The following is a 15,592-nucleotide window of genomic DNA, read 5'->3' as shown; positions in this document are numbered from 1 at the left end:
TTAATGCTTTGGTGCTACAGCTTCTATCGCTTTTTCTAACAGGTTTACAGCATCTTTTTCTAATTCAATAGCATTATCTTGAAGCTTCCAAGCTTCTGTAACTGGTTTTGCTATCGCCTCCCTGATATTTTCAGATGGCCATGGGATAAAGATATCGCTTATATGAGATGGAGATAATTGTGGAATAGATGTACCAAAGGCATTTCGTACTATGGCCTTGTAGCCAATCGTTGATGTAAGTAGTGAATACAAATAGGCACTATCAATTTGATTTTTAGGTGCTATCCGCATTAGATGATTTGATACAACACTTCCATCCACCTTGTCACCAACCCTCACAACTTTACCGATAAGACCACCTAACTGCCCAGCATCTTGAACTAATAACCAGTCTTTTTTCACTATATAGTTTTCTATCTTGGGTGCTGATTTACTTAGAAACCCTCTTGGATTAGGCGTATTTAAAAACAGCTCACTACCCGAAAAGTATGGGTAACCATAAGCAGGGTCTTTTACATAGGGCCGCTTGAATATTCCTGGAGTGAATACATCAGCTATCTGTCCAATTTCCTTACTACCTCCAAAACCAGTCTTCAAATCATAAATTGCTTGGGTTGCCACAGGTGCATAATGAGTAGCATCAAGCCTTCTTAGAACTGAAGATTTAACTACAGTGGTTGAGAAATTTGTTACATCTGCATTATATTTCGAAAACTGAATACCAAGTAAACTAGCTAAAATCTTATGTGAGCTAGAAATCAAGTCAGTAGATTTCGCTCTTGCTTCAGAAGCAGCCACAACTTTCTCATGGATGGCAATTTCGATTGATGACTCTAATTTAGGTACTGGCAAACTGCTTAAATGATGAGGTTCAATTGATTGAATAATTGAACCATATGTATTAGATACAACTAATGGAATTCCAAACTTACTATTCAAGTATGCAAATAAATATCCTGATTTTATTTTCATCTCATCAGGGATAACACGCATGACATGTTCTGAGCAAGCCATACCATCCATATCAGGTCTTGCGTAAGCCATCCTTCCAATTGTTCCAGATCTCGTAATTAGTGTCCAACCACTCTTAATAATAAAAGCAGGTGTTTTAATCACTTGTTCTCTTGAAATCAAGGGTAAATCTGAAATGTCTGATTTTAATATATCTGTACTACTAAGAAACGAAACACCAAATTCTTTTGAGTCAACCCAACGTCGTCCTTCTCGTCCAGCATGATATATCCCGGAATCCCCCCCAAGAGTACATTCATTAAGAGGGCGCATTTTACAAGTTAAACTCTCAAGAATGAGTTTCGCTTCAATAGCTCCTGACATGTAGGGCTTACAGTCTAGTCGATGGCCCTGCTCTCTAAACCATTTATTAGTAGCTTTTGTAATTCTCATACCCACTCCTGAGGATACCAAGCTTGAATCTGATGCAATAAGCCATTAAACGACTCATCAGCACAACCACGGAAAGACACCTCTCTGGCAATGCGCTTAAACAGCTGAGAGTGGGTCTTTTTCCGCCCCCAGTTTTGGCCTCTTACCGCATCAATCGCTGCTTTGGGATCGGCAGGTTTGAGCGCATCCGCACCCCAAAGGTTTTTAGCTTGCAGCCAAGCTCTTAAGGTGCCTGCGCCTCTATCTCTTGGGTAATCAAAAATATGTTCGATGCGGCTGGTATCCGCTTGCCACATTAATACTTCCAGCTCTGGGTTAATTGCCATGACAAAAAAGCGATCATCTGGCCAACCTGCGGAACGCATATTGGCTCTAATAGTTTCACAAAACTGCTGGTAATCCATTGTTTGTAAGTTGTCATTAAAAGCAAAGTCGACCATAACAACCGCGTAGTTATGGGTATCAACATAGCTTTTTAGCAGGTTGTGGCCATCTTGATAAACACCCGGATCTTTTCTTGGGTGTTTGATTAAATCTTGCTTGGTATCAAATTCAAATCTGGCGCATTGCAGTCGTGTATCAAACGCCGGGTTTTCGAAAAAGCCTTCTACGGTGGCTTGCATTTCACCGTCGGCTACTAAAAAAACAATATCTCTCATGATTATTCCAACACTCCGGCCGCAAATAGGGTTCCTAAATCTACTTCGCCCTTCCATGATTTTAGGCGGGGGTGTTCATGGCCTTTTAATACTTCTGTTGCGCCATCTTGGTTAAAGCGCATGGTGATGATTTGCTCTACTTCGGTATTGGCGAGCACCACAGGTGAGTGCGTTGATAGCCACAGTTGAGTATCAGAGGTGAGCTTTAACGCTTCTAACACCGCATCGATTGCCTTAGGGTGAATACCGTTTTCAGGCTCTTCCAAGGTGATGATCTTAGGTGCATTTTGCAAATACGGAATAATGGTCAACGCTAAGATATGCAGAGTGCCGTGCGACAAGCCGCTGGAAGGCACTACCATATCGTTGCTATAGGTTACTTCTAAGTAACAAAAGCTATCATCAATACGCTGCTTGGCTTCAATTTTGGCAATAGAGGGCAATGCCATTTGCACCAACTCTAGCCATTCGCTTAAGCCTTCGGGATCGCTCTGCTGCAAGGCATGTACCTGCCACGACAGACTGCTACCATCGGCTTTAAAGGCGTGCTTATCTCTTGGCGAAGCGGCCAATCGCATGGCTGGCCACTGTGGTTCGTAACAATGCGAGCCCTGGATAAGAAACTCTTGAAGCCATAGCGCTGCGGGGTATAAATCATGGTCAGCAGGTAGCGCGGCTAGGGCTAATTGGCTATCTCGTAGGCCAAATTCAAGGATGGATGATTTTCCAGCTTGATACTCTGCCTGGTATTTAACCTTGGTACCTAAGCTGCGCGATAACACCTTAAACCAAGGCGCACTGCGCCTAAAATCATCTACGCCAATAAGACCCATGCCATGTTCTGGGCGCAACTCATTATTTGGAAAAAGCGTTAAGTGCTCTTCTGTAACTTGAAATTTATCCTGGTTTATTCTGAACGATATTTCGTATCGCGCAGTATCAGGTCTTGATTCAATCTTCTGGAATTTTTTCAGCCAAGCATCGCTAGCGCCCCTTAACAACTCTTCAATAATTGAAGGAGGCAAGCGCACTTCCAGTGCCAAAATAAAGTACTCGCCTCGAAGCTGATGAACAACTTCTTTGGCTGCGTCTGCGCGAGCACGTTCTCTGCCATTGGTGGGTTTAAAGAACGCATCGTTTATATCCGACACATTCAGTAAATCACCAAACAAAGCTGGGATATCAAGTAACGTTGTTTTACCTGAACCATTAGAGCCTGCAAATACATGCTGCTGCTCTAAGGCGAGGTCCAGCGTATTAAAGCAGCGGTATTTGTAGGCCTCTATTCTTGAGATCATACCGATGGCTCCGGATTGTTAGCGCGAAACTCTTTCCAGGCTTTAGCAATTTTTGGCAGGTCGTCATCTAAAATTTTGCTACGACGCTTCAGCTTACGCACCACGTTCTGGCCGTTGATGCGAATACGCTCTTCAACTTCTTCTTCGATAACTTTCTCTTCGCCGTCTGGGTGTCGCTCATACAGCGTATTACCACGACGATCAAAACCTACCTTTTCTGCAACAGCCATAAATACCGGATATTCGGGCTCTCCACCGATGGCAATAGCATCTTTTTCAGTATCAGTTTTCTTTTTCAAGAACAGCAGGCTAGTTAAGATGTTTACGTTAGCTTCAACGATAAATGACTCAACCGGTAAGTCGACGCAACCAAGCACCCAGCACTCTTGCATTAACCACCAGCGAATATACTCGTCACCTGGGTTACCTAGAATGCCGTCGGGTAACACGATACCCATACGTCCGCCTTGCTTAAGCCATTGCACGCAACGCTCAATAAACAAAATTTCGGGCGAAACTGCATCTTTACGGCGCTCTGTTTTTCTAAAGCCGCCGTTTTCAGTGCGCTCCCACACATAGGCAAGGTCGTATTGCTCTAGAATCTGCTTGTCGGTAACTGGGATATCGGAACCAAACGGTGGGTTAGTTAAGATCACATCAACACTGCCGTCTTTACCGCTGGAATCGCCAACAGGAATCGTTTTCTTGGCGGGGTCTACGCCCTTTAAATGTCCGTGTGGGTATTCCAATGAGTTCATGTGGTAGATGTTAGCCATGGCATTACTTGCCATCACCACGTTCATTTGCGATGCACGGCACAGGAAGGGGTCAAAGTCACAACCAAACAGATTGTTTTCGGCAAACTCTTTAATTTGTTGCTGAATAGAAATGAATTCTTCGGTGGTTTCAGCTGCCAGGCTAATAGCTTCTTTTTCTCTTAGCTGCTTGTTGATGAAGCTCAGGGTCTGCTCTAGGAAACCACCTGTACCGCATGATGGGTCCAGCACTTTTTCATGTGGTTGCGGTGCCATCATTTCGACAATAAGCTTGATTGCACCGCGAGGTGTAAAGTACTGACCACGGTCACCACGTAGGTTATCACCCACCACTTCTTGATAGGCTGCACCTTTGGCGTCCATTTCAGTACGGGTAAAGTCGTACTTAGCAAGTTCAGAAACCATGAATGCCAAAGCCCGATCTGACAAAGTGATATCTTCGTTGCCAGCAAAAATTTCTGGATAGGCTTTTTTTACCTTTTCAAATAGGGGGTTAATGCGTGCTCTGATTCTCTTACGACCTTCGTCGTCAAACTGCTCAGTTGGTGATGCCCAAAACTCACGGTCTCGATTGCCGATGCGCTCATCATACATTTTAGAGAATATAAGGTATAAGAACTGCCAGAATGCCGCATCTTTAGGCATACCTTCGTTACCGTGAATAAAATTATGACAACGACGGAATGCAGTAAGTAGCATCTCACGGTCAGCGGTTCTTAGCTGTGCGTTTGATGCAACGTCTCGACTCCCCAAAGTCTCATCTGCTAATGGCCAATCGCCAACTGCGTTGAACTTGGTATCGAATCGCGACTCTTCTTTTTCAACAAAGAAAAATTCGATGCCGTTGGTCCATAAACCCCACTGGCACTTTTCTAGCAGGTACTTATCACCAACCTGTTCACGCATCATATCCTCCATCAAGTGAAGGTCTTTATGCGCTTGATCGTGATCACGCATTTTTACTGCGGATTTTTTGCCTTTTTTCGGCTCTTTATCACAGATAACAATGCGGCGGATATTTTCAGGAATATGCTCAGAACCATGCTCGAAAATGGCGATATCAATTTTCTTCTGCTTACCATCAATCTTAACTTTTACATCAAGCTCCATATCTTCAGCGCTGATGCCGTATTCATGGAACAAGGCGCGTAAGGTTTTTTGACGAACCAATTCTTTAGGTGTTTCTTTGATAGGATTATTCGTTAGGTAATCCAGCATCATGCCATCTTCGATGGCGAGTACTTCTTGTCCACTTGTATCGTTGGTCGTTGTCATTATCTTCTCGGTATCTGTGCTTATAAACCAGCTTCTAACGCTAGCTCATCTAAGTCTTCAATGGTCAAACTTTGCTGCGCGTTTCTGTCTTGCTCACGCAGTATTAAGCGGTCTTTAATCTCTAACGCCAGCTTCTCACAACGCTTATCTATAAAGGTTGAGTAGTCATTCTCCCATATCCCCCAACCATCAAGCTCTATCAGATGAGTCTGCATATGCTTTTCAATATCTTCATTCTGATTTGAGAATCTAGACATATAGTCAGAGGGTGCCTTAGCTCCTATCTCTCTCTTGTTTAGGAAGTCATCCACAATGGTGATGTTGGCGATATGGTTACTGTAACTGTCATCAAGCCCCTGCTTCCTAAGAAACGCCCTAGGGAAGTAGTGGTGGTAATTTCGGCTGTTTGCTCGCTTTAGCCAATCATTACTGATGTGAACGATAGAGCCATCAATGAAGGAAACAGGCCTTTGGTAAGCCATTATACACAACAAGGCCTTTATGTAGCTGCGGCCCGCGTTGAACCAACCATTTTCACGAATAAATTTGGCTGTAGTATCTATAGCCCAATCATAGTTTGGCTGTTCTTCAATCAATATCTGATCAACTCGCTTTACATCTTGCGCCAGCTTACTTTCAACTGAACTTGAGTATCTTCCACTCAAGCTAACTCTCCAGAAAAAGTCTTCCAGCAATTTTTGCTTGTGTTGGAGAGGTTTATCTCTATGGTGATAAAAGAAATATGCAAAAGGAGCCAACAAGGAGTTGTAGGGAAGCAACCTAGACACAGGGATCCGATAGTACCCTCGGAAATAGTCAACCGCCGCTTCAATCGCTTCAACAGCTTTTGGCCACTCTTCGATGAAACGTTCTTTTTCTAGCCTGAGAATGTTTTGGCGCTTGCATTCTTTACTGATGATTAGGGAGATAGTCTGTAAGACGGTGGCGTCTGAAACAGTGTCATACCCTACGTCTCGCAACCTTTCTAAAAGGGACTCAAAGCGCTCTGAAAGATCAAACTTTGTTTTTGCATCAAATGTCTTCGCCACCATAATCTCGAAGAGTGTAAGCGGCTTCCCACCAACATTGATTCGCGTAAAGATCTCTGTCGCGACATCAAGAGGAGCTTCTTTGACTTCAATCAGAGAAAAATTATAGCTTTGAATGGTTTGCTTATACTCTTCAAGCTTTTGGTGATATGAAGGGTCATATTGAGCTAGCACCGTAAAACCTGCATTAATCAGGTCTGTGAGACTGATAAACTCTCCTTCAGCTAGCTCTGAAGTATCCGTTACGACAATCTGATCATGTTCATCTGCATTCAGGTCGACGTATATTTTGCTGAAATCATCATGCTTGTTACCGCGCTCGATCGTCACTCCCTTCAATGCACAAAAGAGACTTGTCATTCGTTGCTGGCCATCAAGAACGTACTCAGCAAAATCTCCCTTCGGCACAGGAGGCAATTCAACACCGCCTAAGTCCTTCACCACTCTGAGCTGCTCTTTCGTTTTCCAGGTAATGAAAGTTCCGATCGGGTAACCCTTGAGAATGCTATCAATGAGCCCTGCGGCACGTTCCTTTGACCATACGTAATCACGTTGGAACTGTGGGATTTTTATCAGGCCTTTTTCTATGTCAGCTAAAAGCGCTTTGTAAGGAATGTTCTTCGGTTCTGGTAAATGCATCATCCTTCCTTCTGCTCTTTAATCCACTTTTCAAGATCTTCACTCTTAAATCGCCACGAACCGCCAACTTTAAAGCCTGGTAGCTTGCCTTCGCTAGCCAATCTGTACGCGGTTTTCTCTGCCAGTTTTAAGTAAGCGGCAACTTCTTTAATGGTTAGGATTTGATCAGTCATTTCAATCTAAATGCTCGGCATATTCCTTTTATCATTAAATGAGAGAATACGGGAAAATTGAGGAGCCATCAATGACTCAATACAAAGTATATTTTTTACAAGTCAACAACTTAAATATACATATACAAGCAAAGGGAACTTAACTAAAAACTTTATAAATCATAACAGCAGTCGCCACCATTCAAGCACCAATATAGAGAAGCTAAACCATCCTCATATCCGTTATGCAGCTTCTTTATCCCAAATCTCGCTCTTCTATCCTTTCTAAAATCCAATCTTGCACTTCGCTTTCAACCCAAGCAACAGCCCTTGCACCAAGGCTTACTGGTTTTGGAAAGGTCTCATCTGCGATGTAGTTATAAATAGTTGAACGCCCTAAGCCTGTAGATGCCATAACGTCTTTTAGTTTGATGAGCTTCATGATGAGTTCCTTTGTAATTGTCTCATCAGATAAGCGGTGACAGTAATTTTTAACTGTCTGCAGCCTAAGTCCGTTCACTCCTTTACTTCCACCAATCCCCCGCCTTTCGAAAAATTTTCAGATATATATCACCCCAGTGCATATACCGATTTAGCAACCTTAGGAGGCACTATGCACAGAGTGATCACCCTACCCAGCAACAGCTGGTCACAAACTTCATCGCAAATCCTCGAGACTGCAGCAGGCATAGTGGCTGAGCGTTTCGTTCGTGGCGACGCCTTTTGTAATCCCGATGCTACCCGCGACTTTCTTCGCTTCAAGCTCCACCAGCACCAACGTGAAGTATTTGGCGTGATGATGCTGGACAGCCAGCACCGCCTAATTGAATTCAATGAAATGTTTTTCGGCACAATTGATGCCACCAGCGTCTATCCAAGAGAGGTCGTTAAGGCGGCACTACTATGTAATGCCGCGGCGGTGATCTTGGCCCATAACCATCCTTCAGGCTGTGCCGAGCCATCAGCGGCTGACAGGCGAATCACAGAGCGATTAGTTGCCGCGCTTAACACCATTGATGTCCGCGTGCTGGACCACATTGTCGTCGGCGATCAGTGTGTGTCATTCGCGGAGCGCGGTTGGCTCTAATGTTTTCCTTCGAACAAAACTCATCACGGCATAAAAGGCTGCTCTCCTAGCAGCCAGTTTATTTTGGAGAACTTCATGATTGAATTTACTGACAGCTTTTCTCAGGCCTCGGTCGCAGAGGCCTGCACAGCGTTTCCCGAACTACTCAAACGCCTTAGCCTGGAATTAACCCTGCCCACTTTCGAGCGACCTTTAGATGATAATGGTCACGTCATAGGCCCGGCAGCTATCGAGCCACCTAAAGCACTACGCAAAACGGTACTCTATGTGTGTCAGCGCGATATGCTCGGCCACCTTCCTAAGGAGATCGGTTTTTGCCGCTACCAAAGACAATGCGATAAATACGGTGTTCCAGAAGGAGACTGGCAAAAAATCTTAAATGGCAGCTACTACAACCATGGTGACAATGACCGGCCACAATGGCTAAGTCACACCTAAGCCCCCTATTCTTTCGCAAAAACCATCCCCCAACGCATATACCTATCCACGCTCGCAACGGCCACCGTTCGCGAGCTATTACTTTTGGAGTCACTATGAATATCCAACGCGAATCCACTATCCAACTGCCAGAGCCCTTCTATGAGTTATTGGAGAAGCAACTGGCAGCCATCAACATCCCAGAATTTAATATCGTCACCTTTAACTATCGCGATCCCAACTACAGTGCTGATACCGGCGGTTACCATCCGGTGGAGATCAACCTCTATCGTAGCGGTGAGCACTGGCACCTCAACTACTTCACCGACTTTGCCTATTGCGGTGGTCCCTTCCCTGAACTTGAGAAAGAGATGGATATACAGTTTCGGCAGAAGGAGGTTTACAACAGCTTATTTGGACGCTGTTACCTGGAACACGCCGATAATCCAGTGCGGCTAGTACTGAATAACTTCTGCAGTTACGTCCAGATGGGGATTTACAAGGTAGAGATCAGTGTTGACTGAACTGGTTCTCAAAAAGGTATTGTGGGAACTAGCAAACCCAGGCCCGATAGGGGTTGGCAAGAGGCTGGTTCCCATATTCATCAAATAGCCAATTGAGGGAACTTCACCATGAAAGAAGTCGAGGCGGTGAAAAGCCGCGATACCATAAAGCTTATCAGTTATCTGCTTGAGCGTCACTTTGGTCAGCAGATGGCCGATGTCTGGAATATCGGCCTTAACCTGGCGCTAAGGATCTCCGATCTACTGGCGATTAAGTTTAGCGATATCCAAGGTGACCGCTTAACCATCATCGAGCAGAAAACCGGTAAAACAGCCTGTATCAAACTTAACGACAAGACCAAGGCGTTAATTGACGCAATTCAAGCGCGTCACCCCAACCACATCTATCTGTTTCAGTCTTACCGCAGTCAACAGATGCAGCATGCAGCTCCTAGGCCGCTCAGTCGCCGCGCGGTGACTAAAGCCTTTGCCTTCGTCGGTGAAGACATCAAGGTCGCGTTAGGGACCCACTCGATGCGTAAGACCCGTGGTTATCACCTGTATCAGTCCTGTAAGGATATTGGCCGGGTGATGCGCATGCTTAGACACGGGTCTGAGGCCGTCACCCTGCGCTACATCGGTATTACACAGCAGCAAATCGATAATGACTTTGTTGAGCTAGAAATCTAACCCTGCCACTAATTCCTCACTTGAGAGCAGTTGCCTTATTGGGCACAGCTCTCTTTTTAATTGGAGTTCACTATGAAGAAATTTATAGCCGGAGATCATCTGGTCACCAATATCGATCCGTTAGGTCTTACACAGCATCACGGACTTTGTGTCGGCCATAATCAGGTTATCCATCAGCGTAAAGACGGCGTGGTTGAACTGGTTACCTTGGCTGAGTTTGCTGAAGGCGCCAAGATCAGACGCAGAGCGATTGCATATGATAAAGATGGTGCTGTTGAGCGAGCAAGAAGCTTACTCGGTTATCAGCCCTATCACCTACTCAACAGCAACTGTGAGCATTTTGTTAATTGGTGTATTGATGAAAATTACCGTTCAGACCAAATCAGCGACAGTACGCAACTGACGATGCAGGTATTCGCTAGGACTGGATTACTTGGACTCAGTGCTAAACGAATCGCGCAAGGCAGCACCGCAAACATCGTCCTCGCCTCTACCGCTGCCAAAATGATCGGTGAACGTATTGGTCTACCACATTCAGTAAATACCGTTTTGGGGACTCCTGGTAATATGGTCACAAAGCCCATCGAGACCTTGATTCATGGGACCAGTGATACTCTATCGATGTCCGCCGCACATATTCGAGATGGGAAATACGGTAAAGCAGCAGGCTCGCTGGTAACCGGGGCTGCAGTAACCGCAGTTGAAACGACCGTGGTCACGCCGATTAAGGTGGTAGGTGATGGAATTGTTGCTGTGGCCGATATTGGCAAAGACCTTTGGCTGTGGTTTAAATACTAGCGATAAAGAAGTCGAGATATAGGGCATACTGGGTCCCATCCCCAGTATGCATCGCTAAACTCATTTCGATTTGCCAATGCAATCAGGCAGGTTTTGGTGGAATTCGGCTACAGCCATAATGACGAACTCTGGAGCCATAATACTTCGTGTCGACTTTAGCGAAATAGCTTAAGCGATATAGTAACTTCTCAAATTGCTGCTCTGCCCCCTCTTCATTGCGATTTAGTCGATAACGCCCATTAAGCGGGAAATGTATAGTTCCATGAACATCATCTACATCAAGACTTTCCTGCCAATAACACAGCTTTTGCAGCGCACTCGCCCATGCTTTATGAATGCGGTTATACAGGTTGTTACGTCCCAATTCAAAGCTACCTAATGAACTGTAGGCATTACCATTTAAAAAGAGGCAGACATGAAAGTGAACCTTACCATCTTGCCCCTGTTCACGAACCCAAATATAAAATACATCACTTTTATGAACAACGCTTTGAGCCTCCTTTCTTTTCGATAAATAGTCGGCTTCAATTTGAGCCTTTAATGATTCGATAAACCGAGTCATCACCGAATTATCAGACACCGATATTCCATCAAACAATCTTAAATCAACTCTAACAGCAAACACTTTTGGATATAGACTACTAACATGATCGACCAGATCAAAGTTGCTTTGCAGATAACTCTGGTAGGACCCATTTATGAACCGCATTATATTTACACCGTTAAACAAGTCAGAATAAACAACAGACAAACCATTGGAACTAAACGCACTCATAGACATCCCCTTCCCCCTTGATACAACCTTGACCACATAACGAATAAAGTTAAACACCAAACACAAAACATAGCCAAGCGTTAATTACAAAATCAAGAACAATAAGACCAACAAGACCAACAAGACCAACAAGACCAATAATGCCAGCCAACCAATTAACTTGATTAACAATATTAACTTGATTAACACCAATACTAATAATACTAATAATATTAATACTAACAATACTAATAATATTACTAACCTAAACCCAAATATTAACTCACACTCCAAAAAACCAAAGCAAAACCAAGAAATCAATAATTAAACCACAAAAAAATAACTCTTAAGTTAACTCACACTATAAAGTTAAAACCTCCATCAACTTCAAACTTCAAACTTCAAACTTCAAACTTCAAACTTCAAACTTCAAACTTCAAACTTCAAACTTCAAACTCCAGCCTAAAGCAATCGTATGGAAACTGAGGCAGTAAATCTATCACCTTAGCATTCTTAAATGGAAACTCAACCATGCCAAAAGAAGACAACAGAATAAGAAAAGCTCGTTCAAATTTATCCTTTTTCCTAATACAGTTAGGGCCATATTGTAAAATATAATTTCTCTTTATATATCGACGCCCTGAATTAATGTAGTTTTGCAACCATATTCTAAGCTGTTCAGCATTTAGCTCGTCTTCTGATGGTCCACAAAAAAGATGCATAAAATGCCAGGAGAAATAACTCACTAGCTCAGCAGCGAGGCAAAGCGAGTCCTTTGAGATTTCAGAATCTAATGGATGCTCAAAAAAGTGGGTGAGCGCTGCGAGCCTAGCGACGTTCTCAGGTATCTTTGATGCATGATCGCGAGCCATCTCATAAATGCCGCCACAAGCCATTTTTCGCTCTACGTCATTGCAGATACCAATCCAGCACTCCTTCGCTTCCGCAGAAAAGCGTACAGTAGTTCTAGCTTGCAGATCTGACATCTCACTCACGTTAGTTAACAGTGAGGCAATCTTCTGATTAAATTCCTTAATTGAATTTCTTTGATGAACGACACCACAGATTTCACGGCTGCCACAGGTCGAAAAAGGCGCGCAAACGAAAAACCTTGCTAAAAAGCCAGTCCCACGCGGATCATCCCTCGAACCTTTAAGGAAGCGCTGAACAACACATAGCTGTGACATAATGTGAACAGATAAACGCACGTTCCTGAGCGTAAAGGAATCTGAAGACTTACGATCGATGCTTATATCATCACCGCTCCACAATGAATTAATATATGAAGTGTTGGCCATCGCACGACTATTCAGCACCACGGCGCCCTCACTAGTCGTTAAATACGCGTTTGCAGAACTGCGACTCAGCCCATCCAAGAGCGCCTCAATAGTACAATCCTCATAGGTAAACTTTGGTGATACGGGTTTCGTTGGTTTGCATAACTCACACTCGGCTAGGGCCTGCATGAATTCAGGCAGCTTTTCTTCGCTCAATTTCTTTGCGCCTTTTTTTATGTTCCTTTTACGCTCCTTATAAGCTTCAAGTTCAACTTCATACTTTATCAACGCTTGCTGAAACTGTTGTTCTCTGTTTTTTTGATGCTCCTTCATACCCTCCGTAAATAAATTTTGTACAGTCGATTTACGTTCACCAGATTCGGCTATCGTCAACGCCATCAAAGATACTGGACAATTTTGTCCAACAGGCGTTTCAACATCAATTAGCCCCTGTAGCGCAGTGGCAATAGCACTAAGCGCTGTAAGTAAAATCATACCATCTGGGGCTTTGGTGATCTGCCTAGACTCATCAATGGCCCTAGCGAGTAAAGAGCTACTTGGAAGATTAGGAAGTCTACCATCCGACATTGGAAATTGACTCCGTAGTGCTGTCGGAATCGGTATTGTGCTTGTATATCGTTTAAACATAGTTTCATTTCCCAGGTTAAAGTCATTGATTAGTTGGGGTTGATGCTGTCACTGCTCGAATTGATTTCAACCAGGACTCGACCTCCCCTTGGTACCAACCAACAGCCCTAGCCCCAAGGGGAACCTTTTGGGGAAATGACGGATCGAACCTAGGTGAATCAGGATTTAGTTTTTCGTAAATACTGGAACGCGACAGACCGGTTAACTCAATTAGAGTCTTAAGCCTGATGATGGAAAAGTTGGTGTTAATGCTGGTCATAAATCGCCTCTCTTAGCTGAGTTGTTGAAGGCGAAGTTACGGGATATCTAGGCAGAGGACCAGGGAGCAAAATGTCCATATTTGCTCCAGATGATGAGAGAAAATTGATTAAAACATATATTTTTCAGCAGGTTGATTGCTCCGGATGATTTCTTTATTTTTCTTTTATGAACATCAAAGCATGGTCAAGTTTTTCAAATGAAAACCCTGCACCACAAAGAAAATCTCTGCCAGACAGCTTCTTTCTTTTCTCACATTTAGTAGATGCATGATCAATCCTCAATGCTTCCACTAAATATGGAAATTGGCAATCAGGAGCTAAATCATTTGGTATCTCGCTATATTTGTATTGTTCGCAAGATTCACTCTTACCTTTCATAGCGTTATGATGTGGCTTAGATACTAAAAAAAATGCAGCTGACTCAGCTTTGGAATTACTAAATCCGAGTTCTTTTTCTATGATTCCTTTCAACTCTTTAGTTTTAATACATTTTGTAAAATTATCACCAAATATTCGATTACCTATTAGCGCTAAATTGTCAACATCAGTAAGTCCTCTTAACTCTGGAGGAATAAAGTAAGGGCTTTCGAAAGGGATTTTGTCAAGTTCTTCTACAATCAAGCTTTTAACATCCTCGAAATAAACAAAAACCGAATCACGACCAACTTCTATACTTGACAAAAAATCTAGCACTGATGTGTCATTCAGAATAACACCCGCTGATTTTTCCACTAAAAAAAATTCACAGACAGACATAAAGAACAAAATAGAAATATGAACAGCCTTATTCTCCTCATAGAGCCCACACTTCCTCTTATCACGATCAATACTACCCTCAAATAACGACCTTGCTTTAGCACTACTCAATTTAAAAAGGGAACCACCGTCATCAGACATTATTATCGACTCAAAATCCTTAACAATAAAAACATCATCTATGATAAGATTGTCGACCACAACATTACTTTTAATCTCAATATAAAAAACATGTTCTAACTTAAGAGTTTTAAAAACACTAAGAGACTTATCAACTTCAGGATCTCTAATTCCTTCTGCGAAAAATCTACATCTTCCATATCCTCGTTCAATTAACTTATTAGGTGCTTTCAGAGCACACCAAACCTGTCGATTTGGTGGGACTTTTACTAGAATTGATTTATCTCCACGATGTAGATAATGAAGAACTTCCTCTTGTGAGCATTTGAATTGTAAATCTGATAGTTTTTGAATTTTTCGCATATGAGAAACCCTTTTAATGTCGATTTATTAGCTATTCCTGCTACAAGTAGCAGGAATAGCAATGCTCACACATTCATTTTTCTAACGCACTAACCAGAACCTCATCAGGAAAGCCTAATATACTAATACTGGCATCATCTCCAATTATTAATTCCACTTGATTGACCATTTTCTGAGGTTCAAACTCTCGGGAGCCCTTGGGATATATAATTTTCTGATTGTCTGATCCTATCCACTGTTGCAGAGTATTTCGCCGTTGCACTTCGTAACGTCCTACAGCAAGCATATCGCACAATTCAAAGAGTCTGTCGACATACTGTAAGTCTTCTAATTCATTCTCTTCGAAGCCAGTAAAAACAAAAGTTGTAAGGTCGCTAGTCGCTCGAATTTTACTAAGTAGCCAAAGCAGGTTGTCTGCTTGCTCTAAAGGCTCTCCCCCTAAAAATGAAACACCGCTAATTTCAGGTTCAGCTAATATCAGTTCAAGCAATTCTTCACGATGTATTAGCGTATGTCGCTTAACTGACCACATCTGTTTATTCCAACACCCTTTACAAGCAAGTGAACAACCTTGGAACCAAATTACAAACCTTGTCCCTGGACCATAAATTTTACTTCCAGATTCTATATGGGCGATGTTGAAATATTCACCGTGCTCTAGAGCCAT

At 43.1% G+C, this 15,592-nt stretch carries 17 protein-coding genes; 5 read left to right on the top strand and 12 right to left on the bottom strand.

Features of this window, described 5'->3' with window-relative positions:
- The 7 genes from mads5 to AYI87_RS14920 form a co-directional block, all read right to left on the bottom strand.
- On the bottom strand, positions 1-1,404 hold the full coding sequence (gene mads5, locus AYI87_RS14950; RefSeq protein WP_144203431.1) for a methylation-associated defense system restriction endonuclease subunit S MAD5: 1,404 nt from the start codon (positions 1,402-1,404) through the stop codon (positions 1-3).
- Positions 1,401-2,063, bottom strand: a complete 663-nt coding sequence (mads4, locus tag AYI87_RS14945; RefSeq protein WP_144203429.1) for a methylation-associated defense system protein MAD4 — start codon at positions 2,061-2,063, stop codon at positions 1,401-1,403. Before mads4 ends, mads5 begins: the two co-directional genes overlap by 4 nt.
- 2 nt (positions 2,064-2,065) lie before the next feature.
- Positions 2,066-3,361 carry a methylation-associated defense system AAA family ATPase MAD3 gene (gene mads3, locus AYI87_RS14940; RefSeq protein ID WP_144203427.1) on the bottom strand — a complete coding sequence of 432 codons (1,296 nt, stop codon included), beginning with the start codon at positions 3,359-3,361 and terminating at the stop codon, positions 2,066-2,068.
- Positions 3,358-5,412, bottom strand: coding sequence for a methylation-associated defense system DNA methyltransferase MAD2 (gene mads2 / locus AYI87_RS14935; protein ID WP_144203425.1), 2,055 nt, complete (start codon positions 5,410-5,412; stop codon positions 3,358-3,360). The genes mads3 and mads2 overlap by 4 nt, the downstream gene beginning before the upstream one ends.
- Positions 5,413-5,432: 20 nt before the next feature.
- Positions 5,433-7,103: a DUF262 domain-containing protein gene (locus tag AYI87_RS14930; RefSeq protein ID WP_260865151.1), complete on the bottom strand. Its 1,671-nt coding sequence runs from the start codon at positions 7,101-7,103 to the stop codon at positions 5,433-5,435.
- On the bottom strand, positions 7,100-7,273 hold the full coding sequence (gene mads1 / locus AYI87_RS14925; RefSeq protein WP_144203423.1) for a methylation-associated defense system helix-turn-helix domain-containing protein MAD1: 174 nt from the start codon (positions 7,271-7,273) through the stop codon (positions 7,100-7,102). The genes AYI87_RS14930 and mads1 overlap by 4 nt, the downstream gene beginning before the upstream one ends.
- A 235-nt stretch (positions 7,274-7,508) precedes the next feature.
- Positions 7,509-7,694, bottom strand: a complete 186-nt coding sequence (locus AYI87_RS14920) for a helix-turn-helix transcriptional regulator (RefSeq protein WP_144203421.1) — start codon at positions 7,692-7,694, stop codon at positions 7,509-7,511.
- 171 nt (positions 7,695-7,865) lie between these two features.
- Here AYI87_RS14920 and radC point away from each other — a divergent pair, with 171 nt between their 5' ends.
- From radC to AYI87_RS14895, 5 genes are all read left to right on the top strand, one after another.
- A complete protein-coding gene (radC, locus tag AYI87_RS14915) occupies positions 7,866-8,339 on the top strand; it encodes a RadC family protein (RefSeq protein WP_144203419.1) in 474 nt (157 codons plus the stop codon).
- Positions 8,340-8,414: 75 nt separating this feature from the next.
- Positions 8,415-8,777 carry a hypothetical protein gene (locus tag AYI87_RS14910; RefSeq protein ID WP_144203417.1) on the top strand — a complete coding sequence of 121 codons (363 nt, stop codon included), beginning with the start codon at positions 8,415-8,417 and terminating at the stop codon, positions 8,775-8,777.
- Between the two features lie 95 nt (positions 8,778-8,872).
- On the top strand, positions 8,873-9,280 hold the full coding sequence (locus AYI87_RS14905; protein WP_144203415.1) for a DUF2787 domain-containing protein: 408 nt from the start codon (positions 8,873-8,875) through the stop codon (positions 9,278-9,280).
- Between the two features lie 108 nt (positions 9,281-9,388).
- Positions 9,389-9,949, top strand: a complete 561-nt coding sequence (locus tag AYI87_RS14900) for a site-specific integrase (protein WP_144203413.1) — start codon at positions 9,389-9,391, stop codon at positions 9,947-9,949.
- Positions 9,950-10,021: 72 nt separating this feature from the next.
- Positions 10,022-10,747, top strand: a complete 726-nt coding sequence (locus tag AYI87_RS14895; RefSeq protein WP_144203411.1) for a lecithin retinol acyltransferase family protein — start codon at positions 10,022-10,024, stop codon at positions 10,745-10,747.
- A gap of 82 nt (positions 10,748-10,829) precedes the next feature.
- On the opposite strand, the gene AYI87_RS14890 is transcribed toward AYI87_RS14895, so the two are convergent.
- From AYI87_RS14890 to AYI87_RS14870, 5 genes are all read right to left on the bottom strand, one after another.
- Entirely contained in the window at positions 10,830-11,522 is a 693-nt protein-coding gene (locus AYI87_RS14890; RefSeq protein ID WP_144203410.1) for an inovirus Gp2 family protein, read from the bottom strand.
- Positions 11,523-11,944: 422 nt separating this feature from the next.
- Positions 11,945-13,366, bottom strand: coding sequence for a YfjI family protein (locus AYI87_RS14885; RefSeq protein ID WP_186300636.1), 1,422 nt, complete (start codon positions 13,364-13,366; stop codon positions 11,945-11,947).
- 82 nt (positions 13,367-13,448) lie between these two features.
- Positions 13,449-13,685 (bottom strand): AlpA family phage regulatory protein, encoded by a 237-nt coding sequence (locus tag AYI87_RS14880; RefSeq protein WP_144203406.1) that lies wholly within the window; start codon positions 13,683-13,685, stop codon positions 13,449-13,451.
- A 154-nt stretch (positions 13,686-13,839) separates the two neighbouring features.
- On the bottom strand, positions 13,840-14,925 hold the full coding sequence (locus AYI87_RS14875; protein WP_144203404.1) for a hypothetical protein: 1,086 nt from the start codon (positions 14,923-14,925) through the stop codon (positions 13,840-13,842).
- Positions 14,926-14,998: 73 nt separating this feature from the next.
- Positions 14,999-15,592, bottom strand: a complete 594-nt coding sequence (locus AYI87_RS14870; RefSeq protein ID WP_144203402.1) for a 4Fe-4S single cluster domain-containing protein — start codon at positions 15,590-15,592, stop codon at positions 14,999-15,001.

Origin of the sequence: Shewanella sp. KCT (assembly GCF_007636505.1) — a bacterium.
Lineage (GTDB): Bacteria > Pseudomonadota > Gammaproteobacteria > Enterobacterales > Shewanellaceae > Shewanella > Shewanella halotolerans.
Note: the sequence above shows the minus strand (reverse complement) of the source record. Positions and strands in the feature narration are given on the sequence as shown.

Excerpts from the sequence above, each read along its gene's own strand:
- mads5 (WP_144203431.1), bottom strand. The coding sequence starts at position 1,404 with ATGAGAATTACAAAAGCTACTAATAAATGGTTTAGAGAGCAGGGCCAT.
- mads4 (WP_144203429.1), bottom strand. The coding sequence starts at position 2,063 with ATGAGAGATATTGTTTTTTTAGTAGCCGACGGTGAAATGCAAGCCACC.
- mads3 (WP_144203427.1), bottom strand. The coding sequence starts at position 3,361 with ATGATCTCAAGAATAGAGGCCTACAAATACCGCTGCTTTAATACGCTG.
- mads2 (WP_144203425.1), bottom strand. The coding sequence starts at position 5,412 with ATGACAACGACCAACGATACAAGTGGACAAGAAGTACTCGCCATCGAA.
- AYI87_RS14930 (WP_260865151.1), bottom strand. The coding sequence starts at position 7,103 with ATGATGCATTTACCAGAACCGAAGAACATTCCTTACAAAGCGCTTTTA.
- mads1 (WP_144203423.1), bottom strand. The coding sequence starts at position 7,273 with ATGACTGATCAAATCCTAACCATTAAAGAAGTTGCCGCTTACTTAAAA.
- AYI87_RS14920 (WP_144203421.1), bottom strand. The coding sequence starts at position 7,694 with ATGAAGCTCATCAAACTAAAAGACGTTATGGCATCTACAGGCTTAGGG.
- radC (WP_144203419.1), top strand. The coding sequence starts at position 7,866 with ATGCACAGAGTGATCACCCTACCCAGCAACAGCTGGTCACAAACTTCA.
- AYI87_RS14910 (WP_144203417.1), top strand. The coding sequence starts at position 8,415 with ATGATTGAATTTACTGACAGCTTTTCTCAGGCCTCGGTCGCAGAGGCC.
- AYI87_RS14905 (WP_144203415.1), top strand. The coding sequence starts at position 8,873 with ATGAATATCCAACGCGAATCCACTATCCAACTGCCAGAGCCCTTCTAT.
- AYI87_RS14900 (WP_144203413.1), top strand. The coding sequence starts at position 9,389 with ATGAAAGAAGTCGAGGCGGTGAAAAGCCGCGATACCATAAAGCTTATC.
- AYI87_RS14895 (WP_144203411.1), top strand. The coding sequence starts at position 10,022 with ATGAAGAAATTTATAGCCGGAGATCATCTGGTCACCAATATCGATCCG.
- AYI87_RS14890 (WP_144203410.1), bottom strand. The coding sequence starts at position 11,522 with ATGAGTGCGTTTAGTTCCAATGGTTTGTCTGTTGTTTATTCTGACTTG.
- AYI87_RS14885 (WP_186300636.1), bottom strand. The coding sequence starts at position 13,366 with ATGTCGGATGGTAGACTTCCTAATCTTCCAAGTAGCTCTTTACTCGCT.
- AYI87_RS14880 (WP_144203406.1), bottom strand. The coding sequence starts at position 13,685 with ATGACCAGCATTAACACCAACTTTTCCATCATCAGGCTTAAGACTCTA.
- AYI87_RS14875 (WP_144203404.1), bottom strand. The coding sequence starts at position 14,925 with ATGCGAAAAATTCAAAAACTATCAGATTTACAATTCAAATGCTCACAA.
- AYI87_RS14870 (WP_144203402.1), bottom strand. The coding sequence starts at position 15,592 with ATGGCTCTAGAGCACGGTGAATATTTCAACATCGCCCATATAGAATCT.